The 16,666-nt window shown below is 45.3% G+C and carries 14 protein-coding genes; 5 read left to right on the top strand and 9 right to left on the bottom strand.

Features of this window, described 5'->3' with window-relative positions; genetic code table 11:
- Positions 1 to 68: 68 nt before the first annotated feature.
- Positions 69 to 539, top strand: coding sequence for a hypothetical protein (locus tag H0266_RS17345; RefSeq protein ID WP_181473712.1), 471 nt, complete (start codon positions 69 to 71; stop codon positions 537 to 539).
- 45 nt (positions 540 to 584) lie between these two features.
- Here the strand turns inward: H0266_RS17345 and H0266_RS17340 are convergent, their stop codons facing one another.
- Complete coding sequence (locus H0266_RS17340; protein WP_181473711.1) at positions 585 to 1,589, bottom strand: S8 family peptidase; 1,005 nt, start codon at positions 1,587 to 1,589, stop codon at positions 585 to 587.
- A gap of 124 nt (positions 1,590 to 1,713) precedes the next feature.
- Here H0266_RS17340 and H0266_RS17335 point away from each other — a divergent pair, with 124 nt between their 5' ends.
- Positions 1,714 to 2,712 carry an LLM class flavin-dependent oxidoreductase gene (locus H0266_RS17335; RefSeq protein ID WP_181473710.1) on the top strand — a complete coding sequence of 333 codons (999 nt, stop codon included), beginning with the start codon at positions 1,714 to 1,716 and terminating at the stop codon, positions 2,710 to 2,712.
- 61 nt (positions 2,713 to 2,773) lie between these two features.
- Here H0266_RS17335 and H0266_RS17330 read toward each other — a convergent pair whose 3' ends face one another.
- The 5 genes from H0266_RS17330 to H0266_RS17310 form a co-directional block, all read right to left on the bottom strand.
- Positions 2,774 to 3,496, bottom strand: a complete 723-nt coding sequence (locus tag H0266_RS17330; protein WP_181473709.1) for an exonuclease domain-containing protein — start codon at positions 3,494 to 3,496, stop codon at positions 2,774 to 2,776.
- The gene (locus tag H0266_RS17325) at positions 3,493 to 4,455 is read right to left on the bottom strand and encodes a DUF294 nucleotidyltransferase-like domain-containing protein (RefSeq protein ID WP_181473708.1); all 963 of its coding nucleotides are present in this window, start codon (positions 4,453 to 4,455) and stop codon (positions 3,493 to 3,495) included. The genes H0266_RS17330 and H0266_RS17325 overlap by 4 nt, the downstream gene beginning before the upstream one ends.
- Positions 4,456 to 4,469: 14 nt before the next feature.
- Positions 4,470 to 5,732, bottom strand: coding sequence for an ammonium transporter (locus H0266_RS17320; protein ID WP_181473707.1), 1,263 nt, complete (start codon positions 5,730 to 5,732; stop codon positions 4,470 to 4,472).
- 199 nt (positions 5,733 to 5,931) lie between these two features.
- The gene (locus tag H0266_RS17315) at positions 5,932 to 6,711 is read right to left on the bottom strand and encodes a SurA N-terminal domain-containing protein (protein WP_181473862.1); all 780 of its coding nucleotides are present in this window, start codon (positions 6,709 to 6,711) and stop codon (positions 5,932 to 5,934) included.
- Between the two features lie 221 nt (positions 6,712 to 6,932).
- Entirely contained in the window at positions 6,933 to 7,688 is a 756-nt protein-coding gene (locus H0266_RS17310) for a sulfite exporter TauE/SafE family protein (RefSeq protein WP_181473706.1), read from the bottom strand.
- Positions 7,689 to 7,974: 286 nt separating this feature from the next.
- Here H0266_RS17310 and H0266_RS17305 point away from each other — a divergent pair, with 286 nt between their 5' ends.
- Together H0266_RS17305 and H0266_RS17300 are read left to right on the top strand one after the other, a co-directional pair.
- On the top strand, positions 7,975 to 8,526 hold the full coding sequence (locus H0266_RS17305) for a hypothetical protein (RefSeq protein WP_181473705.1): 552 nt from the start codon (positions 7,975 to 7,977) through the stop codon (positions 8,524 to 8,526).
- Between the two features lie 133 nt (positions 8,527 to 8,659).
- Positions 8,660 to 9,343 carry an alpha/beta fold hydrolase gene (locus H0266_RS17300; protein ID WP_181473861.1) on the top strand — a complete coding sequence of 228 codons (684 nt, stop codon included), beginning with the start codon at positions 8,660 to 8,662 and terminating at the stop codon, positions 9,341 to 9,343.
- A gap of 37 nt (positions 9,344 to 9,380) precedes the next feature.
- Here the strand turns inward: H0266_RS17300 and H0266_RS17295 are convergent, their stop codons facing one another.
- Both H0266_RS17295 and H0266_RS17290 read right to left on the bottom strand, forming a co-directional pair.
- Positions 9,381 to 10,169 carry an alpha/beta fold hydrolase gene (locus H0266_RS17295; RefSeq protein WP_181473704.1) on the bottom strand — a complete coding sequence of 263 codons (789 nt, stop codon included), beginning with the start codon at positions 10,167 to 10,169 and terminating at the stop codon, positions 9,381 to 9,383.
- Positions 10,166 to 11,215, bottom strand: a complete 1,050-nt coding sequence (locus H0266_RS17290; protein WP_181473703.1) for an SDR family oxidoreductase — start codon at positions 11,213 to 11,215, stop codon at positions 10,166 to 10,168. The genes H0266_RS17295 and H0266_RS17290 overlap by 4 nt, the downstream gene beginning before the upstream one ends.
- A 211-nt stretch (positions 11,216 to 11,426) precedes the next feature.
- Between H0266_RS17290 and H0266_RS17285 the strand changes: the two genes are divergently transcribed.
- Positions 11,427 to 12,815, top strand: coding sequence for a hypothetical protein (locus H0266_RS17285; RefSeq protein WP_181473702.1), 1,389 nt, complete (start codon positions 11,427 to 11,429; stop codon positions 12,813 to 12,815).
- A gap of 390 nt (positions 12,816 to 13,205) precedes the next feature.
- Here the strand turns inward: H0266_RS17285 and H0266_RS17280 are convergent, their stop codons facing one another.
- Entirely contained in the window at positions 13,206 to 16,592 is a 3,387-nt protein-coding gene (locus H0266_RS17280; RefSeq protein WP_181473701.1) for a hypothetical protein, read from the bottom strand.
- Between the last annotated feature and the right edge of the window lie 74 nt (positions 16,593 to 16,666).

The raw sequence follows: 16,666 nt of genomic DNA, 5'->3' as shown, positions 1-16,666 counted from the left end.
GTTTTTCAATATACATTCCTTTCCTCTTCACGTATAATTGGAATAAACATACAATTGAGGAGGGCATGATGAAAAAATTAACCCTGTTGGTTTTCCTCACTTTCTTGACACTGGCCGCTTGCTCGGACACTGAATCAGAAGATACATACTCGATTGAAGACGCCAGAGACAATGGCGATGTCATCGTAGAACATCAAGTAGACAACTTCGACCAGATCATGCAAGGTGCTCTCGAAATTGAGAACATCGATCCCATCACCACTCTATTAGACAATTACCAACAAGAAGAAACAGCCAGTGCAGACATTTCGATCTTCAGCCCCGATGGTAGTCATTTCAAAAATTCACTCTCCTATGATGGAGACGTTGTCACCTTCGAGAACAATTACGGTGGGTATAAAAATGCCCCACAAGGAACGTACACGTGTGAGTACATAGAAAAACGCGGCCCAGTCGTATATGTAAGCAGCTGTGAATCAGACGAAGGCGAAAGTTACTCGACGATGATCGGTTTTGTCGGTTCGGAAAATGTTTTTTAAACGGGAACGAAACATCCCCCGCTCGATACCGAGCGGGGGATTGATTTACCTAGTATTTGATGTGTTCGTCAACGTCCGTTGGCTCAATTTTCGGTTATACGTACTGAATAGATCCTCCAATTTATCTGGTAAAGCTAATGACAACAATCCGTTACCAACCGCTACTTTCGAATAGCTCAAGGGCACGGTTCGCTTCACCAACTGCGAGAACACTTCCGATTCCGTCAAGCGTCGCTCAAACTCATCTTCCGCTCTATTGATAATGAGCGCAAGGGCTCCAGCCACATGCGGGGTCGCCATCGAGGTACCGGACAACCTTGCGTACTTTCCATCAAGATATGTCGATAAGATATTCACCCCTGGAGCTACGAGATCAATTTCATTATTCGTATTTGTAAACGTCGCTAAGTTTCGGTCGAAATCCACTGCCCCTACTTGAATCACTTCATTATAAGCTCCGGGATACGCATACTCAGGCGTTTTGCCTCGCCCATCCCCTTCATTTCCTGCTGCACACACCACCGAAATCTCTTGTTGAACCGCATCTTTCACAGCCATTTCAAGCTCCGGGATATCTGCAGGACCTCCTAAAGACATCGATATCACACGTACTTTTTCCCCATTCGGACCTTCCCACTTCGTTGCATAGTCAATCGCATCAATAATCCAATTCGTATCTCCACTACCCTCACCAGTCAATACTTTCAGAATAAGCAGATCTGCCTGTGGGGCAGCCCCGACAACTCCTCTACCGTTTTCAATCGCTGCCACGGTTCCCGCTACGTGCGTACCATGTCCATTGTAGTCTTGGTAATTCCATTCGTCGCCACCATCATCTGAAGTGAAATTTTTCCCATCGATAATACGCCCTTGTAAATCAGGATGATCGACCTGACACCCCGTATCCAATATCGCGATGACGTTTCCTCTACCTTGATCAGCACGATCCCATAGCTCAGGTGCCTCGATCATTCTCACCCCTTCAGGCACTTCCGAAACGGTCTCCACTACTTCATCTGTCACATAGGGAATCAAGTGTACGTTGCTCATGCAACCTCCTCCTTTTCTTCCTCTTATTCCCATAACCATACTAGTAATAAACAAATTATTTCCAGTCTCGAAATAAAATTGATACCATGAATAATGTGAATTCATTAAGAAAGAAGGATAAACAATGGGAACTTTAGCACAAACAAAGTATTCAGTCTTAGATCTCGCCCCTGTCATTGAAGGTGGCACGCCAGCCGATTCGTTCCGCAACACCGTTGACCTCGCTCAACACGTCGAACGACTAGGCTTTCATAGATACTGGATGGCCGAGCACCACAACATGCCATTCATCGCAAGCTCAGCAACATCCGTCGCTCTCAGTCACGTTGCACATCACACCTCAACGATCCGAGTCGGCTCCGGTGGTGTCATGCTGCCAAACCACGCCCCGCTCATGGTGGCAGAACAATACGGTACACTCGAAACCCTATTCCCAGGGCGCATCGACCTCGGGCTAGGACGAGCACCCGGTACCGACCAAATCACCGCCCAAGCCTTGCGACGAGGTCTAGATGGCGGCGCTCAAGATTTCCCGCAACAACTCGAAGAACTACGAGGTTATTTCGAAGGAAAAAATCGAGTAAGAGCGATCCCGGGAGAGGGGCTGCACATTCCGATTTGGCTCCTCGGATCCAGTGGTTTCAGTGCGCAGCTTGCCGGTCAGTTAGGCTTACCTTTCTCGTTTGCCAGTCATTTTTCTCCAAATAACACGCACGGTGCTCTTGATTTATATCGTCGTAGCTTTCAACCTTCGAATGTCTTAGAAGAACCGTATGTGATGACAGGAATCAACGTTGTCGCAGCAGAAACGGATGAAGAAGCAGAAAGACTCGCAACCTCACAGCAACAACAGTTTTTGAATCTCGTACGCAATACCAATCACCTGCTTCAGCCGCCAGTTGATTCCATGGAAGGCATTTGGACAGCCGGAGAAAAAGCAGCCTTGCAGCAGCAACTCGGCGCGTCCATGATCGGAAGCCGAGAAACGGTTAAGGCGAAACTAGAGAAATTCCTAGCTGAAACGGAAGCCGATGAATTGATGATCATTTCTCAAATTTACGACCATCAAGCTCGCCTTCGCTCTTATGAAATTGTCGCTGACATCATGAATGAACGGTACTGATGTAAGAAAACCATTAACAGAAAACACAAACGGGACTCCACCTTACGTGAGGTCCCGTTTTTTATTTTAAAGTAGCCAAGTGTGTGTAGACATCCTCGAGCGTATCAAAGCCAAGCCCCTTTAACTCCGCTACACTCTGCACCCATAGTTCAGCCGTTGCGAGGGCATCATATAGAGCATGGTGACGTTGTTCTATCTCGATCTCATAATGAGCGCAACATTCGTCCAGCGAGACCAGCTTTTTTTCCTGATGGGCAATCTTAGTTAAAAAAGCGGTATCCACTATTCTGTGCTGAAAACTCTTCTTCAGAGCCAGCCACGTGGCATGGCTCATGAACTGTTTTTCATGGTTGGCATGATGAGCGACCAACACATCCCCTTTTACATACGCGTAGAAATCGTTCAGCACATCACGTAAAGACGGGGCATCAGCTACCATCTCTCCTGTGATCCCGGTCAGTTCTTCAATTTCTCGCGACGGATCCTGCTCCTGATTCACAAGAGAATAGAACGACTCTTCCCTTCTAACCGTCATCCCCTCTACCTTGACGGCACCAACCGACAGAATAGAGTCTCCATGATAAGGATAAAACCCTGTCGTTTCCAAATCAAAAACGACAACCGGAAGTTCATCAAGCGGAATGTCCAACACATCACGACTTTTCATTTCCCGTTCTAAATTTCTTACGTAAGCCACTTTACTCGGATCATTTTGATTGATAGAGGAAAACCCATTGCCTAGACGGTCCGACAAATCTTTGACGAATTGGACAAATGGATTCATACCATTCTCTCTTCTTTCACAATGGACTTCGCCGCAGAAAAAAGACTCTGTCCACGTTTGATCAACCGTTTCAATTGCTGCTTATCATGCTTAGATAAACATTCCAAAGGGAGCAGGTGAACCATTTCATAACTGGATGCTTCTTTCCGAAAACGGAGCCTGAAATCAAGGAGCTCCCGGAAGTCCTTCTCATATTCAGCAATCGAAGGATAGGTGCCTGCTAGTTGCTCGAAGCGAGAGATAGTCGACGGTGAACTCACCCCTTGAAACAAAGCTAGAATCCTCAAGGCATTTACATAAGGAAAGTAGGCCGTCTGCTTCAGTTGAATGGTCCCTCTTTTCTCACCTTGTTGTTCTGGAAGAAGTTGACCGAATACGCCTATGCCTTTTTTTATATAATTGACGTTATCAATAAAACGGGACATCAGCCGCGGTTCCTCTTGCAGCGCCTTGAATATCCTCTGTTTTAAGGCAAGTAAATACTCAGCTTCTCCTACAAGCACACGCGAGTCAAACAGGATCGAAAAGTGACGCATCGTCTGCCAACTGGCTTCATTCAACCAATCCAGCGTCTGCTTCTCAAATGAGTGGTACGATTGACACCATAACGGATTCGACGCCATGACATCCCCTTCACAATATTCATAACCGACAACCGCGAGTCCATCACTGATTTCTGAACCAAGCCTGAGAAAGTACTCTTGATTGTCCCCTTCAAAAAGGATGCCGTGATCTTGATCACTCCATACAGACTGTTCATAACGTCCGGCACTCCCCATAAGAAAAAACGCAAAAGGAGCAGGAGGAGAACCCTGCTCACTTTCGACTTTATCCTTAGCTAAGGCAACAGTTTGATAGATCAGTTGATCATGAAAAGCGTTCAGCTGAAAATGATCACCCGCAACGGACTCCAACGTTTCTTCACGCCATTGCTTTAGTTCGTTATACGTAGTAAACAAAACGACCCTATCCTTTATGCCCCTGATTTAGATTGAGGGGGCGTTAGATTTTCTGGATAACCATAACCACCATGCTCACTGATATCTAGACCCATAATCTCTTCTTCTTCCGTTACACGAATGCCACCCATCGTTTTATCCATCACTTTCAAGATAATGAAGGAAACGATGAACGCATACACTCCACAGCTGACAACGCCTAGAATCTGTACACCTAACTGTTCAAATCCACCACCGTAGAACAGGCCAGGGCGACCGACTGTCGCAAGTTCTGGTGTGGCGAAGAGGCCATTGGACAACGTCCCCCACACACCAACCGTTCCGTGTACGGATAAGGCGAAAATCGGATCGTCAATACGACGCTTATCGAAGAATCGCATACTGAAGAATACGAACGCTCCTCCGACAAGACCGATGACTACAGCCGCCCACGGCTCAACAAACGCACACGATGCCGTGATCGCAACCAGACCAGCGAGAGCACCGTTTAATGTTGTCGGTACATCCGCTTTTCCTGTAACGGCCCATACCATCAGCATCGCACCAATCGCACCGGCACCAGCAGCGAGTTGGGTATTCAAAGCGACAAAACCAAAGAATGCATCCGCAACACCAAATGTACTACCAGCATTGAACCCGAACCAGCCGACCCATAGGATCAAGACACCTAGCGCGGTGAACACTTGGTTGTGACCCGCGATCTCATTTGAAGATCCATCTTTATTGTATTTACCTATACGCGGCTTTAAAATGATCGTTGCCGCTAAAGCAGCCATCGCACCTGTTAAGTGAACGACCGTCGAACCGGCAAAGTCCTGCTTACCGTGTTCGGCTAACCAGCCACCGCCCCAAATCCAATGGGCAATGACAGGATAAATAAGTACAGAGAATAAAATAGCAAATATGACATAAGCCACTAGTTTTGCACGCTCAGCAAATCCACCGAACGCAATCGTCATCGCAATTGCAGCAAAAGCGAGCTGGAACAAGAAGTCGACAGAACCTGCCAATCCCTCACCCATCGTTGTTGCATCGCCATAAAAGAAATTAGACATCCCGATGATGGCGTTTCCCTCACCATAAATCAGTCCATATCCAACAGCCCAGAACACAACCGACACGATTCCGACGGTAAATACGGTTTTCCCCGCAATGTGTCCCGCGTTCTTCATCCGTGTGGACCCTGCCTCAAGCAGGATAAATCCACCTTGCATCAATAATACAAGAATCGTACATACGACAATCCATAAGTTGTTCATCAAAAATGTAGCTTCCATTTGTCGACGGTCCCCTTTGTGTTAATTTTCTTAACATTATGTGTTAAAAATGATTTTAACAAAATCTGAAAATTAACACAACAGTTATGTGAGAAAAGTTAACATCCACATTAAAAAGGACAATCTCTCCAGTGAAAAAACGATGATTCACATAAAAAAAAGAGCCAAGCCCTTTATGGACCTGACTCTAACTTATCGTTTATAGATTAACCGTAACCTCTGCATCTTCACGAAGACTTTCGATTAACGTTTGGTACACTTGTGCTTCTTTTTGCTGCACTAGTGATTGTTCAATATTCGGCTTGACTTCTTCAAGGGGCGCTACTTCTGCTTCAGGGTTCGCTTCTTCTTGTTGAGATTTATACTGATCATAGGCTTCTTGAATCTCTTCTTCTGTCGGTTGAAGTTCACCTTCACCAGATTCTGCCGCAATCAGCTTCTCAAGCTTCAGCTGCTTCTCTAGCTGAGCCATGACTTCTTCTTGACCCATACCCTGTTCTTCTAGAGCGGAAAGAAGCTTGTCCTTAGATTCTAACTGTTGTTGCTTCGCTAGTTCTTCAAGCTCTGCATTCTTCTCTTCATCGGTAACAGTGAAATCACGATTGTTCGCTTCTTGAATAAGCAGCTGCTGGCTGACCAAGTTCTCTGCCACTTGTTTTTTCAACTGGTCCTGATCTACTTCTTGACCTGTCATTTGAGATTGCATAGCAGCTTGTTGGAACTGAGATTCATACGTTGTCGTGAACTCTTCCTTAGAAATTTCATCGCCGTTCACTTGGGCAACGACATCAGGAACGCCTTCTAAGTCCGGCTCAGGCATTTCCGGCTGTTCTGCTTGCTCTCCTTGTTCACCGCTTGCTTGTTCTTCTTTCGCTTCTTCATCTGTATTTTCTCCCGCTTCACCGTCATCACTACATGCAGCTAATAACGAAATGAAAGCGACTAATAGTAAACTCAATAATTTTTTATTCAATGTCATGTCTCCTTTATGATTCATCGTGGTTGTCATTGTAACACGTGATGATGTGCTGTCTACACCTTCCATTGGTCGATTCCTCAATATTACAATTGTATGAAACGCATCATCCCTGCCATTGTAGGCTTTCTATCTGCATAAATCAACTATTAGCCTCAAATGTGGAAATTTTGTGGAAGAGGGTTAGGCATTGAAGCGACGACAGCCCTCTACACCGGAACCCGCTACATCGTTTTGAAAAACAACCGGATCGCCATCGCGACGACAGCGACGATAAGTATTCGTTGAACCCACTTATCCCCGTGCTTAACCGCAAACCGACTACCGAGAAACGCACCGATGCTCGTTCCGATTGCCAACGTGATGCCATAGCCCCAATGAACTTGGTCATTGATAATAAAAACAACGAAAGCAGACAGCGTATAAATGGCGACGACGAACACTTTGATGCTATTGATTTTGACTAGAGATAGACCAGTCACAAGTGTAAGAGCTGCGATAATGATGAATCCCACACCTGCTTGAATAAACCCGCCATACACTCCGACAAAAAAGAAGATGATCAAAAGACCGATTTTCTTCGGCCATGTGTCTTGAACTTGTGATGCCGACAGTTTTTTATGAGGTTTCCAAATAATGATGATCAATACGATGATCATTACGATGGATAATATGCGGTTGAATAAATCGTCCGACATGGAAACGGCAATTTGAGCCCCCATGATTGAGCCAATCAAGGCAGGTACAGCTAATAGCATGCTGAATTTCCAGTCAAAATAACCGCCTTTTCGGTAAGAAGCGATGGCCACTATATTTTGAGCCATCAAGGCAATGCGATTCGTTCCGTTCGCTACAGCAGAGGGTAAACCGAAGAAAATCAGCATGGGCAAAGTAAGGAGCGAGCCCCCTCCTGCCATGACGTTGATGAAGCCTGCAGCGATTCCGACTGCTAATATCGCTATAAATGAAAATAGGGTCATGTGTGTCATCCTTTAATCATAATGTTTCTTGGTCCTCTACAGAAGGAAGTGTAGGGTGTCCGAATAAGCGTGACATTTGTCTGAATAAGCTGAGTAAATGTCCGAATTGGCAGGGAATGTCCGATATAGAGGACCGCTTGTCCGAATTACGCCTATAGATGTCTGAAATCGTTCATCTGTTGTCCGTATTGCTTGCCGAAATGTCCGAATAGAGATCCGCTCACTCCATAATATCAAATGGGTTTACTGCTATAATATACCATATCAGATCAAAGGGGGTTTACATATGAAGAAATACGGGAGGCTTATTCCCATAGAAGAATTAAGGTTACTTGAGAATATGATTCATAAACAAGTAGACTTGCTTCTTTTTCCCTTTTTACATTTCACCTTGGGCAGTCAAGTCTATGAGAATATGGGACCTGTTACGCTTGTGATGAATAAACGAGTCGATCCTCATTACTACATCATCATGAACACTTGGGGTGAAGCAGAGTCTTTTGAAGATTACGGGAACCTATCCATATCAAAGAAAAAGTACCCAGCGAGAATAGAGTGCGAAGATAGCAGTGTTGGTCCAGTGATTTCTGGAAATCATGCGTCTATTCGTTTGTTCGCTACCATTTCCAGCATTGAAGTCTATACCATAGACCACATTCATGAAGATGAACATTTCCTCTATGACCATGCTCTTGTGTTTTATTTTGACGACAGAGACCCTTTGGCCATTGCCGTCGGACCTGGTGCTGCTGTCGATCCAATCGAGGTGACCGATCACAGAGATAGTATTGAGGAAATGATAGCTGACTCCCATCTCCGCCGTCGCCTTCAAGCGTGAATAAGAAGATTTAGTGTTTCCGAAAAATCAAACGAACGTTTGATCAAATGAAAGACTCCATATTTAATAGAGTACAAATATAGGGAAGAGGGTATAGAGTTAGAGATTGTTAAGGGAGTGGATTCTATTGACTGTGGGATGCCTTTTCATCCATGGATTCGGAGGAGCACCATATGAGCTTGAGCCCTTATACAGCATTATTAAAGAACGTACAGATTGGGAGCTGAGACTGCCGATTCTCCCTGGCCATGACAAGAATGAATCACTTGATGGGAGAGAGTATATGGAATGGGTATCAAAAGCGGAGAAGGAGTTGGAAGACCTGACTTTTTCATGCGACACCATCTATGTCATCGGCTATTCGATGGGAGGCGTGATCGCTTCGTATCTTTCTACAAAGTATAACGTTAGTAAACTGGTGTTACTCAGCACATCTGCGCACTACATCGACGTCACTCAACTGGCGGAAGATACGTGGAAAATGGCAAAAGACGCCGCAAGAGGCGACTTATTGGAAAACGATCTATTTCAACGCTATATCCGACGAATGGGATCGACGCCGATAAGTGCATCACTCGAATTTCAAAAGCTCGTCGATGATCTACGACCTTATTTCGAGAAAGTGGATGCTCCGACACTGGTGCTTCAAGGCGGAGAAGATGGCTTACTCCCCCCGAAGAGCGCTGAATACATCTATGAATCGATTCAATCCGAAGACAAAACCCTCCACTTTCTTCCCCGTTCTAAACACATGCTCTGTTACGGACCGGATAAAGATGACCTGATGAATACGTGCTGTGATTTCTTAAAAATATGAAAAAAGTCCGCTCTTTAATACAAGAACGGACTTCCTATCATGCGGGGTCAAGTTGTTGAATGAATTGCAAGGACAGCTTATTGAAAAGGGCCGACTGCTCGATGTTGCATACATGTCCACACTTCTTTAATATCTCCAACTTCGCTCCATGCTCTTCTTTGACGTGGCGAGTGATTCCGCGCAGGAACATATGATCTTCATCACCAGAGATGTAAAGCTTCGGGATGTGATTCGTCTGCGCGCGTAGCGACTTATAAATGCTGTTCGCATCTCTCAGAATGTACAACCATCTCAAATAAGAATCCTGCCCTAATTTCAAAGCCTCTCGAATGAACATGTTCCTCGATTTCTTATGGTTTTTCTTCGGCATCAAAATATAAGCGAAGCTCACATAAGGAACCATGTACGGAAGCATTTGCCGGATCGGGAAGGACAAAGCCACTTTACCGACCAGTTCTCCCCACCATAGCCATTTCCCCACTGCACCTGAGAGAATCATCGATTTGATTCTGGACGGGTACACCATAGCGATATGCTGAATGACGATCGTCCCTAAAGAGACACCGATAAAATGAGGCTTTTGGATATTCAAGCGGTCGAGCAGCTCAATCACTTTCTGACCCGTGAAGTCCAATACATTCTCATCAATGGTGTTGATGTTCGGCGACTCTCCGTGACCAGGTAAATCAATGAACAAGAGGTTATAGTTCTCCTTAAAGTCATTGATTTGTCTGTTGAAAATCGTATAGTTCCCACCAAAACCGTGGAAAAACACAATCCAGCTCTTACTAGCATCGCGGACATACGTTTTGTAGCCTAACGTCATGCGTTAACCTTACCTGAAATAATCGTTCGTAGGACCCGCTCATTCAAATCGAGCGGTTGCAAGTGACTCTTGGCTAAAAGTTCCTGGGTATTCGAATCATCAAAATGCAGCGTCTTTTTCAAATACTCCTGAAACACACGCATCGGCTCATTGAACTTTAATTCCTGATCCGTTAATCCGCCTTCGAACGTGGTCGGGACAAGCTCCACTCCGTAGAAATCAAGCTCTGATTTCAGAAGTTCGAATACGAAAGCGTTGCTTGGCGGATGCGAATTCGTAATGTGATAAATCTTGTTCTGCTCTGCGTGCTCCAGTCCAGCCACAAGAACATTCACAACGTAATCGACAGGCACTAAGTTCTGTGCTGCCTTTTCATTACACACGAACCTGATTTTTTCTGGAGTGGCCGATTTCTGACGTTCTATTCTTCGTTTCATCAGTTGGAAGCTGCGAATGACGCCATATAAAGCGAAAGTCGATTCCGCTTCCCCTGTTTTTGAATCCCCCACGATAATCGATGGTCGGAAAATGTTGATATGAAAGTCATCTTTATATTCAAAAACAAGATGCTCCGCTTCGCACTTACTTTTCTCATAGTAATTAACGAAAGAACGCTCAAGCGAATGAAGTTCCTCCTTGGCGTGAAGCTGGTCCCCTAACGTGTAGGCCGTACTCACATGGAAGAAATTCTTCACATGTAATTTTTTTGCTAGTTCTAATATATGCCTCGTTCCATTTACATTTATATGAAAAAGTTGATCCTTCTCACGGTCGTCGAAAGAAAGGTAAGCCGCAATATGATACACGGTGTCGATGCGACCTTGGAGTTGTTCGATTTGTTCATCGGATACACCTGCCATGTCTTCAGCAATGTTCCCCTCTACCATATACAATCGATCTTGAAGATGGTCAGGGACCGAAGCCTTTAGGTTGTCTGCCTTCTTTTTGTTCCGTGCTAAAGCATAAACTGAATGACCTTGACCGAGTAACTGAAGCGTCAACTGCTTACCTACAAACCCTGTGGATCCTGTTAAGAGAATGTTCATGTTGATATTAATCCCACCTATGCCATTTCTTGTCGAACGCCGTCTCTTACCGTCTAAATGAAGCGCTTTACAAGAGTTTAGCACAGATCTTTTTTCAGCACATCCATAAATCAAAAAAGTAACGAGATTGACACATAAAAGCTGACCTTCCAGATGGTGTCACATGACCGATTCCATGATAGAATGGAAGAAACGACTAGGAGGTTTTCTAATGTCATTACCTACCGTAACCCTTAAAGCTAAGCATCAAGCTTCCCCTGTTACCGTCGACCGTATGACGATCTATGAACAGTGTCAGATTATCGAGGCCCGTGACGATGAGAATCACCGTTATTACCTCTTCTTCCATAAACATCACTATTTGAATTATGTATCAGCCAGCAAACGACCGAACTCTTCCTTCGTTTCCTTAGCCTTTCAACGAGGGATCACCTTCTCCGGTTCTCACCCATTAACACAAAGCCTATTATCCCCTTCTTATAAAAAGCAGAACTTCAATACCCTTTTCGAAACCCTCCAACATCGATGGGGACATGAAGAAACAGCGTTGATTGCAACGTACTTCCATCCATTCATAAAAAAACCAAAACTCGCACACTTTATCCAAACTCTATTCTATAAAGAACGACGCAACGGAAAAATGCTTTCCTGTTACCGTATTCTTCAGCTACTCGAAGATTTTGCGCCCAACCACCCATTGAGTGATGCATTCTCTGGAGATCTGCAGTTCGGGCAATATGAACAACGCTATAAACATGATGATGAACAGCTCCTTCTTCAAGATCCGATCCGCGTAGAGAAGACCCTTTTCCATAACAGGGAGAATACGGATTCCTACCAATCCCTTCAGTCCTTGTATGAAAAACAATCCCGTTCCCTCGAAAAGACCGCCCTTTCGATTGATCGAGCGGTTCGCACGCAATCAACAGGCGACTATGAAGCCTTACTCCCTCTTCTCAGTGGATATTCTGACGAAGACCGATTAGCGTTTCTCACAGACTTGTACGAGCGAGGACTAACCACCCCATTCTTTTTACAGGATTACTGGGATACTTTGATTAAGAATCACCGTCCAGAACGCGCGCTTTCTTTAATGGATGAACACGAGATCCGTTTAACTCCACATCAGTCAAAAACGTTGATTGATCTCGTCAGACAACACCCTCTTCTATCCGCTTCCCTTTCACCGAAATCGTGGGAAGTCCTTACCTCTTTATTCATGAAATCTGATCAGCCAGCACACGCAAAAGAAATCTTGCAACAGGCGATCAGCGACTTACTCAATGAATACGACCCTCCCTATATTGTACAGTGGGCCCGTCCTTTTGAGAGCGACCCTGCTTTAAAACCGATCATAGATAAACTGAAAGAAATGGAGACACTTTCTGATGACCCGAACCATCAACGTCGACTCGGAGAGTTATATTATGAGTTCCGCCAGTCTAAACGAGCGATCGAGTGCATGAGCTGGGACATGGAACTGTATGAGAAAGATCCTCAGCCGGTACAATGGTTAGCCAAGCTATACCAGGAAGAAGGAATGCAGGAGGAACACAAAGCTTATCAACAGCTGTATATTACGATGATGAAGCAGGCATAGTACAAGATAATCAAGGGACAGACTTGTGCCCCTTCAGGCTGCCTGTAGAAGTCTGCGAAGAGGTTCTGTTTCGACTATTTGTAGCATAGTGGAAACAGAACCTCGCCAAACATGGTGCTGCCATGCGTGGAGCTCCTCATTGTAGTAGAATCCCTAGAGGTTCAGCCTTGCTATTATAAGGTGGCGTGGAAACGGCGACACTCCTGCAGGATCCTGAGGCTTGGGTGAGATCCCGCAGGTCGCGAAGCGGGCGAGGAAGCTCACCGCCTCCTGCGGAAAGGGAGGCGTTTCCACGCCACCGGCCTCCTCTCAACTTGGGAGAACCGAAAGTAACTTTCCCAGGCAAACTGAAGGGACAGGTCCAATACGCGACCTGTCCCTTGATTCATTCTAATTCCACTTTTTAAACGACAGCCATAGCCGCTTCAATTTCCGCTCGACCGGCTTATCTGAATCCGATTGCTGCTTTTGCCATTCATTGTAGCTGGCAATCCCGATCAAGGCGAGCCCTGCAATCAGCAGGTACACCCACCACGGAACGTTCCCCCAGTAAGGTCTCGTTTGATACATCACGTTGAAAATAAGTACACCCATGCCGACAAAGAAGTACGACTTGATTCTTAGCTGCAAGCCCGCAATCATGGATGATAGTGACAGCCCACCAATAATCCAGGCATCCCAAATCGTGTGACTTTGAATCGCGTCGACGACCAGGTATCCAGCGATCAGCAGGAGCAAAGCCATACGGACATGGTTCATGACGTTCTTATTGTTCTTCCACGTATTCCTCTTTAAGAAGAACAAAACGACCAGTATAGGAATGGACTGGAGCTCTGCTTGAATGATGTCCGGAATTAAACGGTGCTTATCATCAATCACCATAAGATAAGCGACGTACAAGCTCAGAATAGACAACGTATAAAAGGCTTGATCTACGTACTTGCCGTTCCACTTTTTCGCATTGACGAACAGCCACATGGCCGTGAGCAAGACAGGAATGATGCGCACCCACACATTCGAATCCATGATCGTCAGTGTAAAGATGTATCCGATATAGACGACCGCTGTCCACGAATAGGCATCTACCTCATACTTCGGCGCAACCAAGTAGCGGTAGAACTTCCGACCAGCGGCAAGCAACCCGAACACACACCCCACTAACAACAGAATTTTAATATCGGAATTCAATCTCAGCGTCATCTGCTCCCACGCATCAATCGTCAAAAGTAAAGGCGCGAAGGCAACAATCGACCACTTTCTTCTATGAATGAAAAACAAAATCAAAATGACATAACCAAAGATCAGTCCCAGTTCTTTCACGAGCAATGGCGCAGCCTGGTTGATGATCATGAATAAACCTATTATAGAAAGCGGAACGATGTACCATTCGATGCGTTTTTTCCAACTGTGTGGAACAGCCACCCATAAGCCAGCGGTAAGGACGCTCATCGCAAGGAAGGCATACACTTCGGGAACCAATCCCCAAACTGCGTAATAATCAGCGATGGTCACAATCATGAGAAACCCAACCGATAAAGAAGCATATAACATCAATTTGATTTCCCATTCCCGCCTACTCCCCAAGGCACTGTACACATATACCGAAAGCGGGACCACCAAAAGGAACGGGTGTATGGGTTCCGAACTTGTTTGATTCAGCCAAATCACCCCGATGACAAGCGGTTGAATGATGTGCCCCAACCAGTAAAAGTAAGGTTTCATGTCTGCCCATTTACGCTGCCCGAACTCCCCTGCTCCAATCAACAATAAAGGCACAAATAACACATAATTGACGAAAGCGTTAAAGGACGTAATCGCGAGCACATCGATCAAGGATAGATAGAAAGCTAGAGTCGTCACCGACACGAACAACCATAGAAACGACTGTTTATCATAGAGCACAAACCAAAGCATGATCCCTATCCCCACAAGGAAAACCAGCGGCCTTACAAAAGATTCGCCTACCGGGCTGTAAAAGAAACTGAGCATGGCGAAGATGTACGTGATTTGCCCGATATAAAAGCTCGCCTTCGATAGCTCTTGCTCTTTCAACTGCCTCCACGCTAAATGAATCCCAAGCAGGATGATCGCCGATACCGCCAAGTGAAGCGGGAAAGCGAAACGACCAATCCAGCTGATCAAAGATTCATAGAATAGTACAGCAGATAAGGATAGCGCGATAGGATGAATCCAAATCGCCGGCATGAAAATATCCGGTTTTTCCGTTTTCTTTTTCACGAAAAAAGCCAAAATACTGATGGTGAACAACTGAAGGGCTCCATATCCAAGCAGCATCTCATTCAGCACATATGTTAAGCACCCGATCTGTACAAAGATGGCAACCGCAAAAGTGCTCGCCTGAACCGGCATAAGAAAACGGTGTTTCGTCCATAATCCTACATATAAAAAGACGGCAGCCGCCCCAAAGAATAGGAACAATACAAGCGGTCCGATTTCCGTAAGTTCCCACAATTGCCAAAGCGTCACAAAGAAGAACAAAGGTGTCATATAGGAAAACACCAAGTTTTTTGTCAGGTTAGATAACAATAGATAGTTCGCCGTAATGATGAGATAGGCGGCAAATAACACCCATGAATCGACCTCTCCTCTAAGCAGAAGACTTTCGTATGAGATGTAGAGGAACGCACATAACGATACGACGCCACTCGTGTACTTGAACACTTTTTCTATGAATGTATGATTCTTGAAGGCATAAGCAAACCCCAAGTAGAGAAAACCGATCATCGCATAAATCGTCCCATCCACAGAATGAAGCGGCGAATGTTCAACGAGCTGGTACACCGCATAGACGATCATCACAGAAAAGACGAACTGGTACTCTTTCGTTTTGCTTACGAAAACCATCGCCATATAAATGCTTGCCGTCAGCAACAAGTTGAAGCTGTAGAACACTTCGCTCTCGAAAAAGAACAACATGAGCAGCGTCGACAAAATCAAGTTCACTTGAGCGTATAACGGAACTTCCTTCATGAAGAGCGGAAGATGGTTTTGGTAACGAACGTACACCAACAACAGCGCTGCATTGTACACCATGATCCCGAAGTAGAACGCATCCATCGTTAACGGGAGCGATCCTAAGGCAAAACCTACAGTCAGCGAGGCAAACAGAAAGGATACCCACACATAAAAGCGGGATTGATGGACGAATGCGTGCCGAACGTATAGCGGGAGCGGAAGCAGCGTTCCTAATAAACCCAACAAATGCCTCCCTTCTCCAAACAGTGACAAATACGGACCGAACAATTCGAAATACCCGATCGCTACAATGACAATAGGGATCAGTAAGCTTCCGAGCGTAAGAAAAGCAAACGCGGTCTGCTTGATTTTCAAGAATCGGCCGGTTCCATAACTCAATGCTAAGAAGAACAACGACACAAAGGATATCGAGAACACTTTAACCCCCGGTCCCATTTGATCCCATTGACTTGTCGCGACAATCAGACCCGTAATCAACAGAATGGAAACCCCTAAGATGAGCGTCCATGTAATATTCCGCTCACGGATCTGCTCGGCCGTCTTCACCTTTTTCTGCTTCTTCGGTTTCACGGGCTCCGGATCCTGGACAGGTTCCTCAACGACGGCTTCCTGCTGAACCATTTCTTCTTGTTCATACTCAGCCAAAAGGTCATTGATGAATGTCTGATTCGCTTCTTTGATTCGCGCATATTCTTCAGACGTTACATAGCCTTTGCGCCAAAGCTTGAGCAGCTGTTGTTCAAAGAGTTCGGCATTCCTTTCCTCAGATAAAAAAGACACAACTTCCCCTCCTCACTTTTTAATTAAGTGTAATTTTACATTTAAAGAGATATTTTATCAACCTTTATTTACCA

Source organism: Halobacillus locisalis (assembly GCF_013694105.1).
Classification (GTDB): Bacteria; Bacillota; Bacilli; order Bacillales; family Halobacillaceae; genus Halobacillus; species Halobacillus locisalis.
This window is presented reverse-complemented; position numbering and strand designations above follow the sequence as displayed.